At 59.2% G+C, this 16,383-nt stretch carries 16 protein-coding genes; 10 read left to right on the top strand and 6 right to left on the bottom strand.

Annotated elements, in window-relative coordinates; all coding sequences use genetic code 11:
• Window positions 1-5: 5 nt before the first annotated feature.
• From ACR0AW_RS17715 to ACR0AW_RS17695, 5 genes are read right to left on the bottom strand one after another with little or no spacing between them, the layout of a single operon-like run.
• On the bottom strand, window positions 6-554 hold the full coding sequence (locus tag ACR0AW_RS17715; RefSeq protein ID WP_170733821.1) for a cytochrome c oxidase subunit 3: 549 nt from the start codon (window positions 552-554) through the stop codon (window positions 6-8).
• Entirely contained in the window at window positions 551-2,473 is a 1,923-nt protein-coding gene (locus ACR0AW_RS17710; protein WP_170636634.1) for a VWA domain-containing protein, read from the bottom strand. The genes ACR0AW_RS17715 and ACR0AW_RS17710 overlap by 4 nt, the downstream gene beginning before the upstream one ends.
• 9 nt (window positions 2,474-2,482) lie before the next feature.
• A complete protein-coding gene (locus ACR0AW_RS17705) occupies window positions 2,483-3,292 on the bottom strand; it encodes a CbbQ/NirQ/NorQ/GpvN family protein (protein ID WP_170398158.1) in 810 nt (269 codons plus the stop codon).
• A gap of 5 nt (window positions 3,293-3,297) precedes the next feature.
• Window positions 3,298-4,665 (bottom strand): cbb3-type cytochrome c oxidase subunit I, encoded by a 1,368-nt coding sequence (locus ACR0AW_RS17700; protein ID WP_170398155.1) that lies wholly within the window; start codon window positions 4,663-4,665, stop codon window positions 3,298-3,300.
• Window positions 4,666-4,681: 16 nt separating this feature from the next.
• Window positions 4,682-5,131: a c-type cytochrome gene (locus ACR0AW_RS17695; RefSeq protein ID WP_170398152.1), complete on the bottom strand. Its 450-nt coding sequence runs from the start codon at window positions 5,129-5,131 to the stop codon at window positions 4,682-4,684.
• Between the two features lie 272 nt (window positions 5,132-5,403).
• On the opposite strand from ACR0AW_RS17695, the gene ACR0AW_RS17690 reads away from it, so the two are divergent.
• Window positions 5,404-6,516, top strand: a complete 1,113-nt coding sequence (locus ACR0AW_RS17690; RefSeq protein WP_480439539.1) for a Hint domain-containing protein — start codon at window positions 5,404-5,406, stop codon at window positions 6,514-6,516.
• A gap of 15 nt (window positions 6,517-6,531) precedes the next feature.
• Here ACR0AW_RS17690 and ACR0AW_RS17685 read toward each other — a convergent pair whose 3' ends face one another.
• A complete protein-coding gene (locus ACR0AW_RS17685; RefSeq protein WP_170425541.1) occupies window positions 6,532-7,722 on the bottom strand; it encodes an NnrS family protein in 1,191 nt (396 codons plus the stop codon).
• A 242-nt stretch (window positions 7,723-7,964) separates the two neighbouring features.
• On the opposite strand from ACR0AW_RS17685, the gene ACR0AW_RS17680 reads away from it, so the two are divergent.
• From ACR0AW_RS17680 to ahbB (ACR0AW_RS17640), 9 genes are all read left to right on the top strand, one after another.
• Window positions 7,965-9,641, top strand: a complete 1,677-nt coding sequence (locus tag ACR0AW_RS17680) for a cytochrome D1 domain-containing protein (RefSeq protein WP_170398146.1) — start codon at window positions 7,965-7,967, stop codon at window positions 9,639-9,641.
• Between the two features lie 125 nt (window positions 9,642-9,766).
• Window positions 9,767-11,551: a NapC/NirT family cytochrome c gene (locus ACR0AW_RS17675; RefSeq protein WP_170398143.1), complete on the top strand. Its 1,785-nt coding sequence runs from the start codon at window positions 9,767-9,769 to the stop codon at window positions 11,549-11,551.
• A gap of 54 nt (window positions 11,552-11,605) precedes the next feature.
• On the top strand, window positions 11,606-12,007 hold the full coding sequence (locus ACR0AW_RS17670) for a plastocyanin/azurin family copper-binding protein (RefSeq protein WP_170733819.1): 402 nt from the start codon (window positions 11,606-11,608) through the stop codon (window positions 12,005-12,007).
• 189 nt (window positions 12,008-12,196) lie between these two features.
• Window positions 12,197-12,958 (top strand): uroporphyrinogen-III C-methyltransferase, encoded by a 762-nt coding sequence (cobA, locus tag ACR0AW_RS17665; protein WP_170408092.1) that lies wholly within the window; start codon window positions 12,197-12,199, stop codon window positions 12,956-12,958.
• The gene (locus ACR0AW_RS17660; protein WP_480444277.1) at window positions 12,951-13,322 is read left to right on the top strand and encodes a c-type cytochrome; all 372 of its coding nucleotides are present in this window, start codon (window positions 12,951-12,953) and stop codon (window positions 13,320-13,322) included. Before cobA ends, ACR0AW_RS17660 begins: the two co-directional genes overlap by 8 nt.
• On the top strand, window positions 13,319-14,464 hold the full coding sequence (locus ACR0AW_RS17655; protein ID WP_170733818.1) for a cytochrome D1 domain-containing protein: 1,146 nt from the start codon (window positions 13,319-13,321) through the stop codon (window positions 14,462-14,464). The genes ACR0AW_RS17660 and ACR0AW_RS17655 overlap by 4 nt, the downstream gene beginning before the upstream one ends.
• A 1-nt stretch (window position 14,465) precedes the next feature.
• On the top strand, window positions 14,466-15,455 hold the full coding sequence (gene ahbB / locus ACR0AW_RS17650) for a siroheme decarboxylase subunit beta (protein WP_170733817.1): 990 nt from the start codon (window positions 14,466-14,468) through the stop codon (window positions 15,453-15,455).
• Complete coding sequence (locus tag ACR0AW_RS17645) at window positions 15,452-15,901, top strand: AsnC family transcriptional regulator (protein WP_170625392.1); 450 nt, start codon at window positions 15,452-15,454, stop codon at window positions 15,899-15,901. Before ahbB (ACR0AW_RS17650) ends, ACR0AW_RS17645 begins: the two co-directional genes overlap by 4 nt.
• Window positions 15,898-16,380, top strand: coding sequence for a siroheme decarboxylase subunit beta (gene ahbB, locus ACR0AW_RS17640; protein ID WP_170613120.1), 483 nt, complete (start codon window positions 15,898-15,900; stop codon window positions 16,378-16,380). Before ACR0AW_RS17645 ends, ahbB (ACR0AW_RS17640) begins: the two co-directional genes overlap by 4 nt.
• Window positions 16,381-16,383 lie beyond the last annotated feature (3 nt).

Genomic DNA, 16,383 nt, shown 5'->3' with positions numbered 1-16,383 from the left:
CGGGATTATCCCAGCAGGTAGATCACGGGGAAAAGCATGATCCAGACCAGATCGACCATGTGCCAGAACTGCGCACCTGCCTCAATGTTGCGTCGATCGTCACGCCAGGCGACCAACAGCAGGATACCGACCCCTGCCAACACATGTGCGGCGTGAAACCCGGTCAGCAGATAATAGAACAGGAAAAATGGGTGGGTCTCATAGGTGATCCCCTGTGCAGCTTTGCCCGCGTATTCCGCACCTTTGATGGTCAGGAACACGACACCCAGCACGGCGGCAGTGACCAAGGCCATTCGAGCCACGCCCCGGCGCGCGATTTTTCGCCACTGCAGCGCCTGCGCCGCCAGATAGCCCGAGGTGACCAGCACCACCGTGTTGAGCGCCGCCCCTGTCCGGTAAAGGTGCGATTGAGCCTCGGCAAATCCTGTCGGGTCGGTCAGGCGCACGCCCATAAAGGCAATCAGGCCCGCGCCGAAAACCAGCAATTCCGAGATGATCAGAACCCACATCAGCAGCTCGCCCGGAAGCTCATCGATCAAAGAGGCGTTGCTCATGCTCCAACCAGTTGGCGGTAGATCTGAGGCAGGGCCATGATCAGCCGGTGCGGGTCGGGGATGACGGCGAAGCCGCCTTGACCGAACATGCGCGGGAACCAGCTTTTGCCGGTTTTGTCGATGGTAACGCCAAAGACCGATTGCCCTGCCCTACGCGCCTCGCGCACGGCCATGCAGGTGTCTTCGATACCGTGGCGACCCTCGTAATGGTCCAGGTCGTTGGGTTTGCCGTCAGTGATGATCAACAGCAACCGGCGTTTGCGCGATTGGCTGGCCAGATCGGCGGAACAATGGCGGATTGCGGCGCCGAGGCGGGTATAGTGGCCGGGGCGCAGCGAGGCAATGCGCTGTTCCACCAAACTACCCATCGGCTCATCGAAGCGTTTACAGCGCTGCACGTAAACCCGCTGGCGTTTCAGCGAGCTGAAGGCGTGGATGGCGAAATCGTCGCCGCAGGCGTTCAGACCCCAGGCGAGTGCCGCAAGAGCCTCGCGTTCAATGTCGATTACGGCGCGGCCTGTGACGGCGCTTTCGGTCGAGCGGCTGACATCCAGCAGGATAGACACCGCCAAATCGCGCGCCTCGGGGCGCGATTGCATCCAAATACGTTCGGTGCCTTCGCCATTGGCACAACGGTCTACCTGCGCCCGAACGGCTGCCTCGATATCCAATTGATCACCATCCAGATGACCGCGTGTCATCACGCGGCCCGGGCGCAGCGCCTCGAACTGGCGTTTCACGGCGCGGATGCGGCGGGCAGTGGCGGGGTCTTTGCCGAACTCGGCGGCATCTTCGCGAATCTCGGCATCCGAGGTCAGAACGTTGACATGATCGGGCAAGTATTGGCCGGTGCGTACGTCCCATTCGGGATACAGAACCCGTCCCGACAGGCGTTCGCGGTTCACGTCCTCCGGAGCGAGGTCCAGATGAAGTTTCAGTTTGGTCGGCGGCGCCTTCGAGATCTGACCCAAGCCAATCTCTTCCTGATCATCGGCGGCTTTCTTGGCGTTATCCGGATCGTCATCGTCAATGCGCCGGTTGATGTTCAGGAACTCGGCCCAACTGAGGATCGCTTCGAACTTGTGCAGGATGAAACTGTCGCTGCGGTTGGCCTGATCCGATTTGCGGCGGCGGGCACGGTGGGTTTTTTCGCCGGATTCCTCAGGCGGTCCTTCGGTTTCGGGGTTCTCCACTTCGTTATGTTCGGAGAACCCGACCGGGCGCAACTCGGGCCACAGCGGGACAGGCCGGAAATGCTGATAGGCGCGCGGGGCGGTGAGGTCGTCATCCAACGCTAGAAGATGTTCAGCCTTTGGCGACAAAGGCGCGGGGTCACCAAGCATGTGGCGGACCAGTTCTTCAACCGCTGCCTCGACGGGTGGCAGCCCGGAAATGTCGCGTTGATACAGCACGCCCTTGCACAGCTCGGTATAAAGCGGGCGCAGGCCAGGGGCGTTGTGCAACGCCGCCTCGACCATCTGTCGGGCGGCGACAAGCGCATGCAGGTCGGCGCGCAACGGGTCGTCTTCGTCGCTACGAGTTCCGGCATGTGCAGCGGCGGCGGCCAGCCAGACATAAAGCGCACCGTTGGCTTCACGCGCGGGAAACACCGCTAGCCGATCCGGCAAACGCAGAACTTCGCCATCGAACGACGCACGCGGCATTAGCTCGGCCTCGGTTGCCAGACGACGACGCCACCCCAGACGGTGGCGCGAAATCTCGGGCGAGACCGGGCGCAATTCTACGCCCGGACTACCCCCAAGTCCTCGAAAGAGGACTGCCAGCCGCCCTGCGACCTCTGAGAGGTCGACCGCGGCTCCATCATGCACTTCAGGTGCATCAAGGCGACTGGCAAGGGTGTGCCACAGTTTCCCGATCGTTTCTTCGGGTTCCCATGGCTCAAAATCGATCCTGACCATCGGCCGGCCTCACCCAAAGACAGCCGTGACAAGATCGAGGAGCCCGCGTTTGATATCCTCATCATCAGTCAGAGGTTCGATCATTGCGGCGAGGATGGCGCGGTCGGTGGACATGCCCTGTGCGATCAGCGTCGCGGCATAAACGACCAGACGGGTGGACACGCCTTCCTCAAGGTCCTGACCCTTAAGCCCGCGCAACTTACCTGCAAGGCGTACCAGCGGTTTACAGCGTTCAAGCGGCAGACCGCTTTCTTGCGCGACGACTTCGGCCTCCATCTCGGGCGAAGGAAAGTCGAATTCCAGCGAGATGAACCGCTGCCTGGTCGAGGGTTTCAGGGTTTTCAGGATATTCTGGTATCCGGGGTTGTACGAGGCCACCAGCATGAAGCCGGGCGCGGCCTCAAGCTCTTCACCGGTGCGGTCGATCGGCAGGATGCGCCGGTCATCGGTCAGCGGGTGCAGCACAACGGTGACGTCCTTGCGGGCTTCGACCACCTCATCAAGGTAGCAGATCGCGCCTTCGCGCACCGCACGAGTCAGAGGGCCATCAACCCAGACGGTTTCGCCGCCCTTCAACAGGTAGCGACCGATCAGGTCGGCGGCGGCGAGGTCATCGTGGCAGGCCACGGTGTAAAGCGGGCGGCCAAGCTTGGCGGCCATATGGGCCACAAAGCGGGTCTTACCGCAACCTGTTGGACCTTTCAGCAAAACCGGCAGGTCGTTGTTGTAGGCGGCGGTGAACACATCGCATTCATCGCTTTGGGCGAGGTAGAAGGGGGCGTTCGCCGCCCCCTCATTCAGTTTCATGGAGCCATCCATATCCATTACTCCGCAGGGGTTTCAGAGGCACCGGGTTCAATCACCTCTTTCCGGGGCACCCAGATCGAGTAGATGAACAGCAGCGCACCAAGGACCACGACCACACCAGAGCCAAGACGCATCCAGTAGAAGATCGCGATCTGGTCCTGCACGTCCATGAAGTAGTCACCGACCACACGTTGCATGTGAGTCTGCACGGTACCACCGAAGGTCAGGACGAAGGTCATGAAGACCATGCCGCTGGTCATAAGCCAGAACGAGCCCATGTTCAGAACCTGATTGTAGGGATCACGGTTCTTCAGGATCGGCATCGCATAGCTGAAGATCGCCAGGTTGAGGCAGACATAAGCACCGTAGAAGGCCAGGTGACCGTGGGCTGCGGTGATCTGCGTGCCATGGGTATAGTAGTTCACCCCGTGCAGCGTGTGCAGGAAGCCCCAGACACCGGCACCGAAGAAGGCAAGCGTTGCACAGCCCAGTGACCACAGCAGAGCAGCCTTGTTAGGGTGGTCACGACGGCCCTTCCAGACCATGACGAAGGCAAAGGCCATCATCGCGAAGAACGGGATCACCTCGAGGCTTGAGAAGATCGAACCGATCCACTGCCAATAGCCGGGTGTACCGATCCAATAGTAGTGGTGACCTGTCCCAAGGATGCCCGAGAACAGCGCGGCGGCGACGATGACATAGAGCCATTTCTCGACCACCTCACGGTCAACGCCCGTTAGCTTCAGCATCAGGTAGGCCAGGATCGAGGCCATGATCAGCTCCCATACGCCTTCGACCCATAGGTGGACGACATACCACCAGTATTGCTTGTCCAAGGACAGGTTGCCCGGGTTGTAGAAAGCAAACAGGAACAGCAGCGCCAGACCCCAGAGGCCCAGAACAAGGATGCTCGAAATTGCCGTCTTCTTGCCCTTCAGAACGGTCAGTGACACGTTGTAAAGGAACATCAGCGCGGCCACGACGATGCCCGCCTTGACCCATTTGGGTTGTTCAAGGAACTCGCGCCCCTCTTTGCCCAGCAGCCAGTTGCCTTCGAACAGGTTGAAGACATAGGTCACGACCACGCCCAGCGTGCCGACCACAAGAATGATCAACTGCAGATAGGCCAGTTTGGTCGAATGGATCTCGCGCTCGGTCTCTTCGGGGATCAGGAAGTAGGCCGCACCGAAGAAGCCCAGCAGCAGCCAGACGATCAGAGAGTTGGTGTGCAGCATCCGTACGATATTGAACGGCAGAAGCTCACTCAGGAAGTTCGGGAATACATAGATGAAACCGGCCAGCAGGCCGCCGATTACCTGTACCGCGAACAGGGCCATCGCTACTGCGAAGTAGGCGTAGGCGATTTTTTGGGATTCGTATTTCATTGCTCCGTTCCCTTTCTCAGCCTGCCTCGTTGGGCGGCCAGCCCTGTGCATCGATGTTGTCCGTCCAGATCAAGAAGTTGGTCAGATCGCGGATCTCTTCGTCGCTGAGGTTGAAATTGGGCATCTGCCGACGACCGGGAATGCCGGTCGGCTGCGCCTCCATCCAGCCCTTGAGCGCTTCAAAGGCCGATTCCGGGTCGTCCAGCACACCCCAGCGGGTCATCACATTCCCGACTTCCGGCGCGTAGTAGGCGCCTTCGCCCAGGATCGTGTGACAGTTGATGCAGGCATGTTTTTCCCAGACGTGCTTGCCCCGAACCACACTGTCATCAAGCTTTGCCGAATTCTCGGAGTTGACGATGTACCAGTGCGAGTGGGCCGACAGGGCCAGGAAGATGAGGATGAAGAACAGTGACCCGCCATAGAATATGTTGCGAGCCATGCTCTTTGTCATGACTTCTCGCATTGCGCTCTCCTTTGCGCAGATTAGCTAGTCTGATGACAATGGCGGGTGGGTCGCAGGGCTGCCTTAACGAAAGTCAAGCATGCCAAAGTAAGCTCGGAATTGGACACCTGTGATTATAATTGCGCCAGTATCACTAAAATGCCCTCAGATTGCCTTGAAAAACAGTACTTAGAACAGCATGTTTCCGGACGTTCGAACAGTTGAAGCGAGCGTTCTCGATTTATTGGTGAATAGAGGTGCTTAGATGGCACCTGAAGCGTGGTGGTTAAAGAATGGCGAACTACTCATACATCGGATACGCACCCGGCGTCATTACGGTGAATACAATTGGGCCTGATACGATCACCCTGGACGCAAGCTATGACCCCGCGACGGACCGAAGGGTATTCAATGTTGAGGACGAGGCCGGTGGTTTCATTCGAAATGGGTTTGGCCCGCCAGTTCCCGATACCGGGGATGTTTTCAACGGCGACAGATTCAACAACGAAAATGGCGACGACGATACACAGACCGGAACGGTAACAAACCTTGATGGTTCGACAACGTTTCTGAGCGGCGACATCTATCTGGAAGAATCCTACATTCTGACGAATCCCGGCGGTGGGACAATCACTGTGTACCTTGTCGAGGTTGAAGGAACCAACGCTGGCTACATAACCTCTGAGCCCCTAGATCCCGGGGTGACGTATTCGATGAGCGTCGTCAACGTTACACCGAGCAACGCACCGGACACGACTGACCCCGGTTCCATCGTTGATGTTCCTTGTTTCTCAGCCGGAACGCTTATTGCGACGCCTGATGGTGATGTCGCGATAGAAACGCTTTCCGCTGGTGACAAGGTTGTCACCTTGGATCATGGACCACAACCAATTCGCTGGATCGGCGCGCGCGCTCTGGATAGGTCTGAATTTGCGCTCAATCCCAAGCTGCGCCCGATCCGAATCGCAGCGGGCAGCCTGGGAAGCAACCTGCCGCGACGTGATCTGTTGGTCTCACCGCAGCATCGCATGTTGATCCGTTCGAGTATCGCCGTTCGCATGTTCGACAGCGAAGAGGTTCTGGTCCCAGCCCATAAGCTGGTCGGCATACCCGGCATAACCGTCGACGAGACATCTCAGGGCGTTGTGTATTTCCATGTTCTGTTCGACCGGCATGAGATCGTGTTGGCGGAAGGCGCGCCGTCAGAAAGCCTATTCACAGGCAAGCAAGCCTTGAAAGGAATACAGCCCGAGGCGCTGGCCGAAATTGTTGCGCTCTTCCCAGAGTTAGCTTTGCCAGACCATCAACCAATCGCAGCCCGCCAGATTCCAAAACGCGGAAGACAAATCCATACTTTGCTGCAACGGCATATTAAAAATGACAGGGCGTTGCTCCGACTTTCTTAATCTAAGAACCGTTGCTCAGGCCGCTAGACGTGGCCCGGTCAACGCGGGCCACATCGCAACCAGATACAAGACGATGGCGCAGATCCACAGCCCATCTGAGGCCAGCATCGCAACCAGATATCCCTGGTCAAACGCCGACCCGACCCAGCGCAAAACTGCGGCTGCCGCCATCAAACCGTAAGCGATCGCCATGGGTGGCGGGGCCACGAGGGCACGGCCACTATGGCCAAGGGCGGCCCGACTCATCACGGCAAGGGTCATGCCGCCGACGCAGCCAATGCCCAGAACATGCAGCGCCCCGATCTCGCTGCCGAACCCCAGCACAGCCAGCCCCCACAGGATCAGGCCCAGCGCCAGCATGCCCAGCCCCAGATGCAACGCGATCAGGATCGGCTGCCGCAGTGCCCAGCGTGCGCGCCAACGTGCCATGCGCAGGATCTGAGCAACGCCAAGCATTAGCGCGATAGCGCCTGATACAGGTGCGATTCCAAAGACGAGCACGCTCAGCGGCAGTGACAGTGCAAGCCCCATGGCGGCTTTATCAAACGCTCCTACCGAAATAGGCCAGTTGGATTCGGGCTCTCCCGCGCGTTTCATCGCATTTCGGGTGAAAGCTGGCGTAATGCGCCCGCCAAGTATCGCGATTAGGCTACAGAGCGTCAGCAACCCCGCCCGCAATCCGATGTCCAGCGTATCGCTGGTCACACCGATCCACTCTAAATGGGTTAACAAGTTGGCAATCCAGATCGCACTGAGCAGCAAAAGGAATACCATGTTCTGCGGCTTGGGGCGTCGGATCAGCTGAGTAGCAATCTTTGCCGCCAGAATTGGAACAAAGACCAGATCGAACACAGCGACCAGAACAGGCGGCAGCGCACCGGAGAACCACATCGCTACCCGCCCGGCCAACCAGAGACCTGCAGCCAGCATGATGAACCGGGCGCGCGCCTCTGGGGTCCCGGTCCAGTTGGGAACAGCCGTCAGAAAGAACCCGCCCAGAGCTGCTGTGGCATAGCCAAAGATCATCTCATGCGCGTGCCACATTGGGGGACTCATGGAATAGGTTGGGTCTTCGTATCCGACCAACCCGGTCTGCGTCATCAACCAAAAACCCCACGCGCCTCCCGCGAACAGACCAAAAAGTCCGGCGGACAGGAAAAAGATGCGAAACCCCTCGCCCAATACGCGCGCGATCACTGCCGACATGCCTGTTCTCCTCGGCCTCAATGGCTGTTGGAACAGGTTTAGCAAGGCCGACCAGTGATGGACTTAACCGAAATCAAGCATCCGAAAAACATGTCCCTGAAACTCAGGTTTTCCCTTTGTTTTATGGCTCATTATAGCCCGTCAATTTCCAATTTGCGCGCGTTCCGTTGACTTTCGTCAAGGATGACAAACGCGTGATGTTTCACCCTAGGACCTGCCTCACCAGCAAATGGAGAGTGATCATGTCACTTGGAATCAGCTACAACAGAACTGGCCGCGCCTTAGGGGTCGGTTTGGCAATGTTGCTGGGCAGCGTCGCTGCGCCAGTCTTTGCCGAAGAGCCAACCCTGAGCAAGGAAGCCTTTGAATCATCAAAACAACTTTACTTTGAGCGCTGCGCCGGTTGTCACGGTGTGTTGCGCAAAGGGGCAACCGGCAAAAGCCTTGAGCCTCTGGTTGAAACGAAGAATGACGATGGTACCGTAACCGAGTCTGGCACCCTGAAACTGGGGCAGGAGCGACTGGAAAAAATCATCGCATGGGGCACCGAAGGCGGGATGAACAACTTCTCGGACGTGATGTCCGAAGAAGAAATCCGCGATATGGCGACCTACATCCAGATGGAGCCGCCCCAACCGCCGGAAATGTCGCTTGAACAGATGATGGCGACCCGCAAGGTCTATGTCGAACCCGAAGATTACCCGACCGAGCCGCTGCATGGCCGCAACTGGGAAAACTTCTTTGTCGTCATCGAACGTGACGTGGGCAAAGTGGCCGTGATCGACGGCGACACCAAAGAGGTGCTGGCGCATATCCCGACCGGTTACGCCGTGCACGTCCTGAAAGCGTCCGAGCACCATAAACTGGAAGAACCCGAAAATCCGGGCCGCTTCTGGTACACCATGGGCCGCGACGGGAAGATGACCAAGATCGACCTGTGGCAGAACCCCGAGAACATGCTGGTTGCCGAGGTTACCATTGGTTATGACGCGCGCGACGTGGCGGTATCGGGTGACGGTAAATACGTCATCGGTGGCGCCTACTGGCCCCCTCATTTCGCCATCGTCGACGCCGAAACCATGGAGCCGAAAAAGGTTGTCTCGACCCGGGGTTACAACGTGGACGGGGATTATGTGGAAGAGGCCCGCGTGGCCGCCATCTACACCACCCCGAACGAGCCCACATGGATCGTGGCCGTCAAGGAGCTCGGTCAGCTTTGGCAGGTGGACTACTCCGATCTGGACAACCTGCGTATCGACAAGATCGACAGCGCAAAGTTCCTGCATGACGGGTTCTTTGATCCGACCGGCCGTTATTTCCAGATCGCCGCAAACGCGTCGAACAAGATGGTCGTGGTCGATACCGAGACTCATAAGCTGGAAGCTATGATCGATACCGCGCCGCTGCCGCACCCCGGCCCGGGCGCCAACTGGGATGACCCGAATTGCGGTCCTGTTGCCGGTACGACCCACCTGGGCGAAGGCACGGTTACCGTTTGGGGCAACGACCCCGAAGGCCGCCCGGACGATGCCTGGAAAGTCTGCTACGAGGTGGAAACCGACGGACCCGGTCTGTTCATCCGGACCCATCCGAACTCGGACTACATCTGGGCCGACCAGACCAAGCACCCCGAGCCTGAGATCCAGCAATCGGTGCAGGTCATCGACAAGGCAACCGGTGAGATCGTGAAAACGATCCAGATCACAGAAGAAGAAGGCAACGTCGCCGTCCACTTCGAGTTCAACCAAGACGGATCCGAGGTCTGGGTGTCCAAGTGGAACCGCTCGACCTCGAAAGAGCCAAATGGTGAGATCGTGATCTTCGACGCCAAGACGCTGGAAGAGATCGGCCGCGTGAAAGGACTGTTTGCACCCACCGGCAAGTTCAACGTCTACAACCGTTCGAACCACGTCACCTGACGGGTTTTGTACTCAGCACCGGAAAGGGCGGGCCCCTCGCCCGCCCTTTCCTCGTTTGACTCATCAGCCAAATCCACAGGCCTGACATCCAGGGCCAGAAAAAGAAGCCAAAACGGAGACCGGATATGACCTCCGAACCGGAAAAGAAAAAACCAATCTGGCGCCGGTATTTCCTGTGGGGAATGCCCGTGGCCGGGATCGCTGCGGCCTTTGCCGCCGGCATCATCTTCTGGGGCGGGTTCAACACCGCTATGGAAGCTACCAACACCAAGGAATTCTGCGTCTCGTGCCACGAGATGCGAGATTTCGTTTACGAAGAATACACCGGCACAATCCACGACGTGAACCGTTCGGGCGTAGGCGCGGTCTGTTCCGACTGTCACGTGCCCAAGGATTGGACTCACAAGATCATCCGCAAGATCAAGGCGTCCAAAGAGCTGTATGGCAAGGTGGTCGGCACCATAAACACGCGCGAGAAATTCGAAGCCAAGCGCGTGCATCTGGCTATGAATGAATGGGAGCGGATGAAATCCACGGACTCGCGCGAGTGCCGCAACTGCCATGACTTCGAGTCGATGATGCCCGAGTTCCAGAAACCCCGCGCCCGTCAGCAGCACCTAAACGCGATGACCGTCGGTCAGACCTGTATTGACTGCCACAAGGGGATTGCGCACTCGGACGCCCGCGACCGGGCCGACGAAGAGTATCTGGAAAAGCTTGAAGCGCCGAACCCAGATTTCATTCGCGAAATCCCGGCCGAATACCTGGCAAGTCTCGAACGCATCGAAGCCAAGGAAGCTGCCGATGCCGAGGCTGAGAAAGCCGCGCGTGTAGCCCAGCAAGAGGCCGTACAGGCCCAGATCGCAGCAGCGGTTGACGCAGCCGTCGCGGAAGAGCGTGCCAAAGCTTCTGGCGAAGATGCCGCAGCCCCGGCAGGTGGCGGCAGCGATGTTGGCACAAATATCGATTGGGCCGCTGTCCCCGGTGCAGATATGAAACTGTTCTATCCTGGTCAGGCCTCGTTTGAATGGGTTCAGAACGGCAGATCCCACGGCGGAGCACGTCCTTTGACCAAGGGCGGAGACAAGTGCACCACCTGTCACGCTGCCGAACTGGACGCGATCGGCAACAAGATCGTGGCCGGTGGGGATCTGGAACCAACCCCGATCCCGGGCAAACGCGGCGTGATAGACGCCACCGTTCAAGCCGCGCATGATGATGAGACCCTCTATATCCGTCTGCAATGGCCGGATGCGGGCCACAACCCCGCCCCCTTTGTCGATGGCGGCAAGATGGACCCGGACAACCAGATCAAGGTGGCCATGATGATCACCGGCACTGGGATTGAGCTGGGCGATCAGGTCGGCTGCTGGGCCTCGTGCCATGCAGACAACAGCTACATGCCCTTTGACCCGGGTGCCGAGGCGATTGCCGCAAATGGCGATGTCTCGGGTCGGCTGAGCACGCAGGACACTGTGACCAAATACATCAGCGAAAGCCGCACCGAGGTCGAGATCAAAGGCCGCCGCGGTAAGGCGCTGGGTGGCTGGGACAAGCTGCAGGCCGCCGATCAGATCGAGCAGTATTTGGCCGATGGCACCTATCTGGATCTGATGCGCGTCTACGCGGACGGCAGCGCCACCAACGGCTATCTGCTGGAACAGCGCGTGGTCAATGACGGTGAGATCGCCGCCTCGGCCAGCCTTGATGCAGGTATGTGGACCGTGGTCTTCACGCGCCCATTGAACTCGGGCGCAGCTGGTGACGTGCCGCTGGAGGCCGGTCAGACCTATACGGTGGGCTTTGCCATCCACGATGACTTTGCCGCCGCACGGTTCCACCACGTGACGCTGGATACCAGCCTAGCATTGGACGACGACAACGCCTTTATCAACGTCGTCAAACAATAAGGAAGAGGGGCCGGGCGATCCGGCCCCTTCCGCTTAAAAGAGGAGACTTGGACAATGAAACCCAAACACCTTCTCCCTGCGCTGCTGCTTCTGGCCGCGCCCGCATGGGCAGAGGACACCGCCGCGCTGTGTGCCGAAGCCGAAGAGCGCTATGTCGAGCTGTTCGACCAGCCCTCCTCCGCCGTTGAGGATGCCGATGTGGTGCTGATGTACAAATACACGTTCTGCCCAGCCGAGCTAACCGTGAAACCGGGCACAACCGTGCGCTGGGTGAATGTCGATAAGCGCACCAGTCACTCGGTCCTGCTGAAAGACGGCAGCGAGCCCGAAAGCGACCGTCTGTTTCCTGAGGAGACGGTTGACCTGACCTTCCTCACCCCGGGTCCGCAGGACTATCTGTGTGGCCCGCATTGGGAGACACAGAACATGATCGGCATGATCACCGTCGAACCCTGAGCCGAGGCAATCATACAGGCAAGCCGAAAGGAGCGCGGGGCAATTCCCGCGCTCCTTAACTTTAGTCAAGGAGGTTCCTTTCCGATTACGCCAGTCTGCCCGCATGACACGCCCGGCTCACCCAGCAACGTCCCCTGATCGCGCAGGAATTCCGGGCTCCGAATACATTCAGACCAAGCGAGTTTGCACATGAGCGGTAAGGTTTTTCTGATTGGCGCAGGCCCCGGTGACCCCGAACTGATGACCCTGCGCGCGCTGCGGATGCTGCAAGAGGCGGACGTGGTGGTCTATGACCGTCTGGTCTCGGCCGATATCCTCAATCTGCACGCTGATGGCGCACGGCTGATCCCGGTTGGGAAGGCCCCCAAGTGTCATACCGTGCCGCAGGATCGCATCAACGAAATCCTCGTCGAGGAAGCCAGCGCCGGTCACACCGTTGCTCGCCTCAAGGGGGGTGACCCGATGATCTTCGGACGCGGCTCGGAAGAGGCCGCGCACCTGATGGCAAACGGCATCCCAGTCGAATACGCGCCAGGCATTACCGCAGCGCAGGGGGCATCCTGTTCGACAGGCGTGCCGCTGACCCATCGCGGGTTGGCGACATCGGTGCAATATGTCACCGGGCACCGACAGGCCGACAAGGTGCTGGATCTGGATTGGAAACGTCTGGCCGACCCGGACTCGACCTTAGTCGTCTATATGGGCGTCGCCAATATCGGCCAGATCGCCATGGGACTGATGACCGAGAACCTGCCCGGCTCAACTCCGGTTTTGGCGGTAGGCAAAGCGACCACACCTGATGAGCGCCGGATGGTATCCCGGCTGGATCGGCTGGCCGCTGATGTGCGCAAGGCCGGGCTAAAGGCGCCCACGCTGTTCATCATCGGCAAGGTAGTTTCACTTTATGCAGAACGGCCTGTGGCCGACCTTTTGGAGCAGGCGCATGGCTAAGTTCGGTTCCGGAAGGCCGGCACAGCAACCGGCTGTGAGAGGACGCAAAGGATGGGCAGCACGTGCTGTTCTCACTTCCGCAGTGCTTGTTGCCACCACGGCCTTCGCTGCTGACACGCTTGACGCCAACGCACTGAAACGCCTTGTCCATCAGGATTGCGGCTCATGCCATGGGTTATCGCTGAAAGGCGGCCTCGGCCCCGATCTGCGGTCCAAAACACTGGAACACTACGATGCCGAGGTACTGACCGGCGTGATCCTCGACGGCATCCCCGACACCGCGATGCCCCCATGGCGGCCCTTGATCAGCGAAGAAGAGGCCGAATGGATCGCCCGTTACCTGCTGGCACAGGAGGCACAATGAAACAGCTCATCCTTACCCTCGCCGCCACCCTTATGATGACCACCGCCCAGGCTGAACCCACGGCGACCGGCGACCTAGGACTTGTGATCGAACGCGCCAAGGGCTCGGTTCTTCTGGTGGACCAATCCGACCGCGCAGCGCTGGCGCGGATCGAAGGTCTGGGCGATCTGTCCCATGCCTCGCTGGTCTATTCACCCGATGAACGCTTTGCCTATGTATTTGGACGAGACGGCGGCCTGACTAAGGTGGATATCGTCACCCGCCAGATCGTGAACCGGGTCGTGCAGGCGGGCAACGCCATTGGCGGTGCCATTTCGGATGACGGCGAGCTGGTCGCTGTATCGAATTATGAACCTGGCGGTGTGCGCGTCTTCGATGCGGACACGCTAGAGATGGTCGCGGACATTCCTACCGACAGCAAAACCATCGGATTGGTCGATGCACCCGGCCGCCGGTTTGTTTTTACCATGTGGGACACGGGCGAGACCTGGATTGCTGATTTCTCCAACGGCGCACCCGCGATCACCAAGATCCCCGACATGGGCAAGAATCCTTACGACGCGCTGATCACCGCAAATGGCCGCACCTATATCACCGGCTTGTTTGGCGAGGATGGCCTGACCGCGCTGGACCTTTGGGCCGAGACGCCCGAACCCATCCGCGTGCTGCCCAACTATGGGCGCGGGCAAGAGGAGATGCCGGTCTACAAGATGCCTCACCTCGAAGGCTGGGCGCTGACGGGGCGCGAATTTGTGCTGCCTGCCGTCGGCCATCACGAGGTTCTGTGGATCGACGCCGACACTCTGACCGAGACCGGACGTACGCAGACCCATGGTCAGCCGGTCTTTGCCATGGCCCGTCCTGACGGGCGGCAGGTTTGGGTAAACTTTGCCCACCCTTTGAACGATACCATTCAGGTTATTGATTCTGTGACCAAGGAGATCATTCACGAATTCAAACCCGGCCCTGCCGTACTGCATATGGAGTTCACTCCGCGAGGGCATGAGGTCTGGATCAGCGTGCGCGACGCCAACAAGGTTATGGTCTACGACACGCAAACGTTTGAAAAACTGCGCGAGATTGAGGCCGACAGCCCATCCGGCATTTTCTTCACCGCCCGTGCGCACAGAATGGGGCTTTGACATGCAACACATCACCGATCCCATCGACCGCCGTTTGCTGGACGAGTTTCAGCGCGACTTTCCGATAACAGAGCGTCCGTTTCTGGTGTTGGCTTCTTTGCTAGGGCTGGACGAAGCCGAGGTGATTGATCGCCTAACTCGCATGCAGGCCACCGGGCGGATTACACGCGTGGGTGCCACCATCGCTCCGGGCGCGGTTTCGGCCAGCACCTTGGCCGCTGTTGCGGCCCCCGAACATCGGTTGGAAGAGATTGCAGCCCTGATCGACGCCGAACCGGGCGTGAACCACAACTACCAGCGGGAGGATGACTGGAACCTCTGGTTCGTCGCAACCGGCCCGGATCGCACCCATGTCGATGACACCCTTGCACGGATATCGCAGCGTTCCGGACTGCGGGTTCTGGACCTGCGCCTCGTACGTCCATTCAACGTCGATTTGGGCTTTCGTATGTCGGGAAAAACACGCAATGTTCCTGGCCTTCGTAAGGTGGATCGCTCAGCCATGCAGCCCGGAGATCGCGAGTTGCTGCAGGCGCTCAGCTCGGGCCTGACCCTGACAGAGATTCCTTATGCCGCATTGGCACAAACGCTGGGCAGAGATGATTCCAACGTAATGGGACGTATCGAAGCGCTGCAAACAGCAGGCATAATCTCTCGTCTCGGGGTTATCGTGCGCCACCGGGCGCTCGGCTGGTCAGCCAATGCGATGGTTGTTTGGGACATGCCGCCCGAACAGGTGGACACGGCTGGACCGGCGCTGGCGGCCTATCCCGGCGTGACGCTGTGCTATGAGCGCAACCCGGTCAAGGATGTCTGGCCCTATCGCCTCTATTCCATGATCCATGCACGCTCGCGCCCCGAAGCGATGGAGGTTCTGGCCGCAGCCGCCGCTCTGCCCGAACTGGCAGGCGCACGGAACAAAGTGCTGTTCTCGACCCGTTGTTTCAAACAGACCGGCGCGTTGATCCAACCGAAAGAGGCAGCAGCATGACTATGGACGCAACCGACCGCGTAATCCTGAACCGGATGCAGGATGACCTGCCGCTGACCGCGCATCCCTTTGCCAGTGTAGCCCAGGAACTTGGGATTCCCGAAGACGAACTCCTAACCCGTCTCGCACGAATGAAAGAGCAGCGGATCATCACACGTTTCGGCCCGTTTTTCGACGCCGCTGCAATGGGTGGAGCGTTCTGCCTGTGCGCCATGGCCGTGCCAGAGGATGCATTCGAAACCGTCCTGACCAAAGTCAATGCGCACGCCGAGGTTGCCCATAATTATGAGCGTACGCACCGGCTGAACATGTGGTTCGTGCTGGCCACCGAAACGCCTGAGGGGATCGAGGCCGCCGCTGATGCGATCGAACGGGAAACGGGGATCGAAGTTCTCCGTTTCCCCAAACTACAGGAATTTTTCATCGGCTTCCGGGTGGCAGCATGATCGACGTTCAGGACAGAGAGATTATCGAAGCGCTGCAAAGCGGTCTGCCGCTTGTGCCTGCGCCTTATGCAGCCGTTGCCGAAACACTTGGGTTGGACGAGGATGCCCTTTTGTATCGTCTGGCAGAGCTGAAATCCCATGGTGTTATCCGCCGCATCGCCGCCGCTCCGAACCACTACAAGCTGGGGATGACGGCAAACGGGATGACTGTTTGGGATGTAGACGACAGCCAGATTGCGGAATTGGGCACACAGATCGGGGCGCTGCCCTTTGTCACCCACTGTTACGAACGTCCCCGCGCCCTGCCCGATTGGCCCTATAACCTGTTCGCCATGGTCCACGGTTCTGACCGGGACGAGGTCGAGGAAAAACGCGCCGAGATCACCGCCATTCTGGGCGAGGCCTGCCGGGCCAAGGACATCCTCTATTCCACGCGCATCCTGAAGAAGACAGGGCTGCGGTTGAAAAAGAAAGGCTGAGAC

It is taken from the genome of Ruegeria sp. C5 (genome assembly GCF_056537605.1).
Note: the sequence above shows the minus strand (reverse complement) of the source record. Positions and strands in the feature narration are given on the sequence as shown.

Excerpts from the sequence above, each read along its gene's own strand:
- ACR0AW_RS17715 (WP_170733821.1), bottom strand. The coding sequence starts at position 554 with ATGAGCAACGCCTCTTTGATCGATGAGCTTCCGGGCGAGCTGCTGATG.
- ACR0AW_RS17710 (WP_170636634.1), bottom strand. The coding sequence starts at position 2,473 with ATGGTCAGGATCGATTTTGAGCCATGGGAACCCGAAGAAACGATCGGG.
- ACR0AW_RS17705 (WP_170398158.1), bottom strand. The coding sequence starts at position 3,292 with ATGGATGGCTCCATGAAACTGAATGAGGGGGCGGCGAACGCCCCCTTC.
- ACR0AW_RS17700 (WP_170398155.1), bottom strand. The coding sequence starts at position 4,665 with ATGAAATACGAATCCCAAAAAATCGCCTACGCCTACTTCGCAGTAGCG.
- ACR0AW_RS17695 (WP_170398152.1), bottom strand. The coding sequence starts at position 5,131 with ATGCGAGAAGTCATGACAAAGAGCATGGCTCGCAACATATTCTATGGC.
- ACR0AW_RS17690 (WP_480439539.1), top strand. The coding sequence starts at position 5,404 with ATGGCGAACTACTCATACATCGGATACGCACCCGGCGTCATTACGGTG.
- ACR0AW_RS17685 (WP_170425541.1), bottom strand. The coding sequence starts at position 7,722 with ATGTCGGCAGTGATCGCGCGCGTATTGGGCGAGGGGTTTCGCATCTTT.
- ACR0AW_RS17680 (WP_170398146.1), top strand. The coding sequence starts at position 7,965 with ATGTCACTTGGAATCAGCTACAACAGAACTGGCCGCGCCTTAGGGGTC.
- ACR0AW_RS17675 (WP_170398143.1), top strand. The coding sequence starts at position 9,767 with ATGACCTCCGAACCGGAAAAGAAAAAACCAATCTGGCGCCGGTATTTC.
- ACR0AW_RS17670 (WP_170733819.1), top strand. The coding sequence starts at position 11,606 with ATGAAACCCAAACACCTTCTCCCTGCGCTGCTGCTTCTGGCCGCGCCC.
- cobA (WP_170408092.1), top strand. The coding sequence starts at position 12,197 with ATGAGCGGTAAGGTTTTTCTGATTGGCGCAGGCCCCGGTGACCCCGAA.
- ACR0AW_RS17660 (WP_480444277.1), top strand. The coding sequence starts at position 12,951 with ATGGCTAAGTTCGGTTCCGGAAGGCCGGCACAGCAACCGGCTGTGAGA.
- ACR0AW_RS17655 (WP_170733818.1), top strand. The coding sequence starts at position 13,319 with ATGAAACAGCTCATCCTTACCCTCGCCGCCACCCTTATGATGACCACC.
- ahbB (WP_170733817.1), top strand. The coding sequence starts at position 14,466 with ATGCAACACATCACCGATCCCATCGACCGCCGTTTGCTGGACGAGTTT.
- ACR0AW_RS17645 (WP_170625392.1), top strand. The coding sequence starts at position 15,452 with ATGACTATGGACGCAACCGACCGCGTAATCCTGAACCGGATGCAGGAT.
- ahbB (WP_170613120.1), top strand. The coding sequence starts at position 15,898 with ATGATCGACGTTCAGGACAGAGAGATTATCGAAGCGCTGCAAAGCGGT.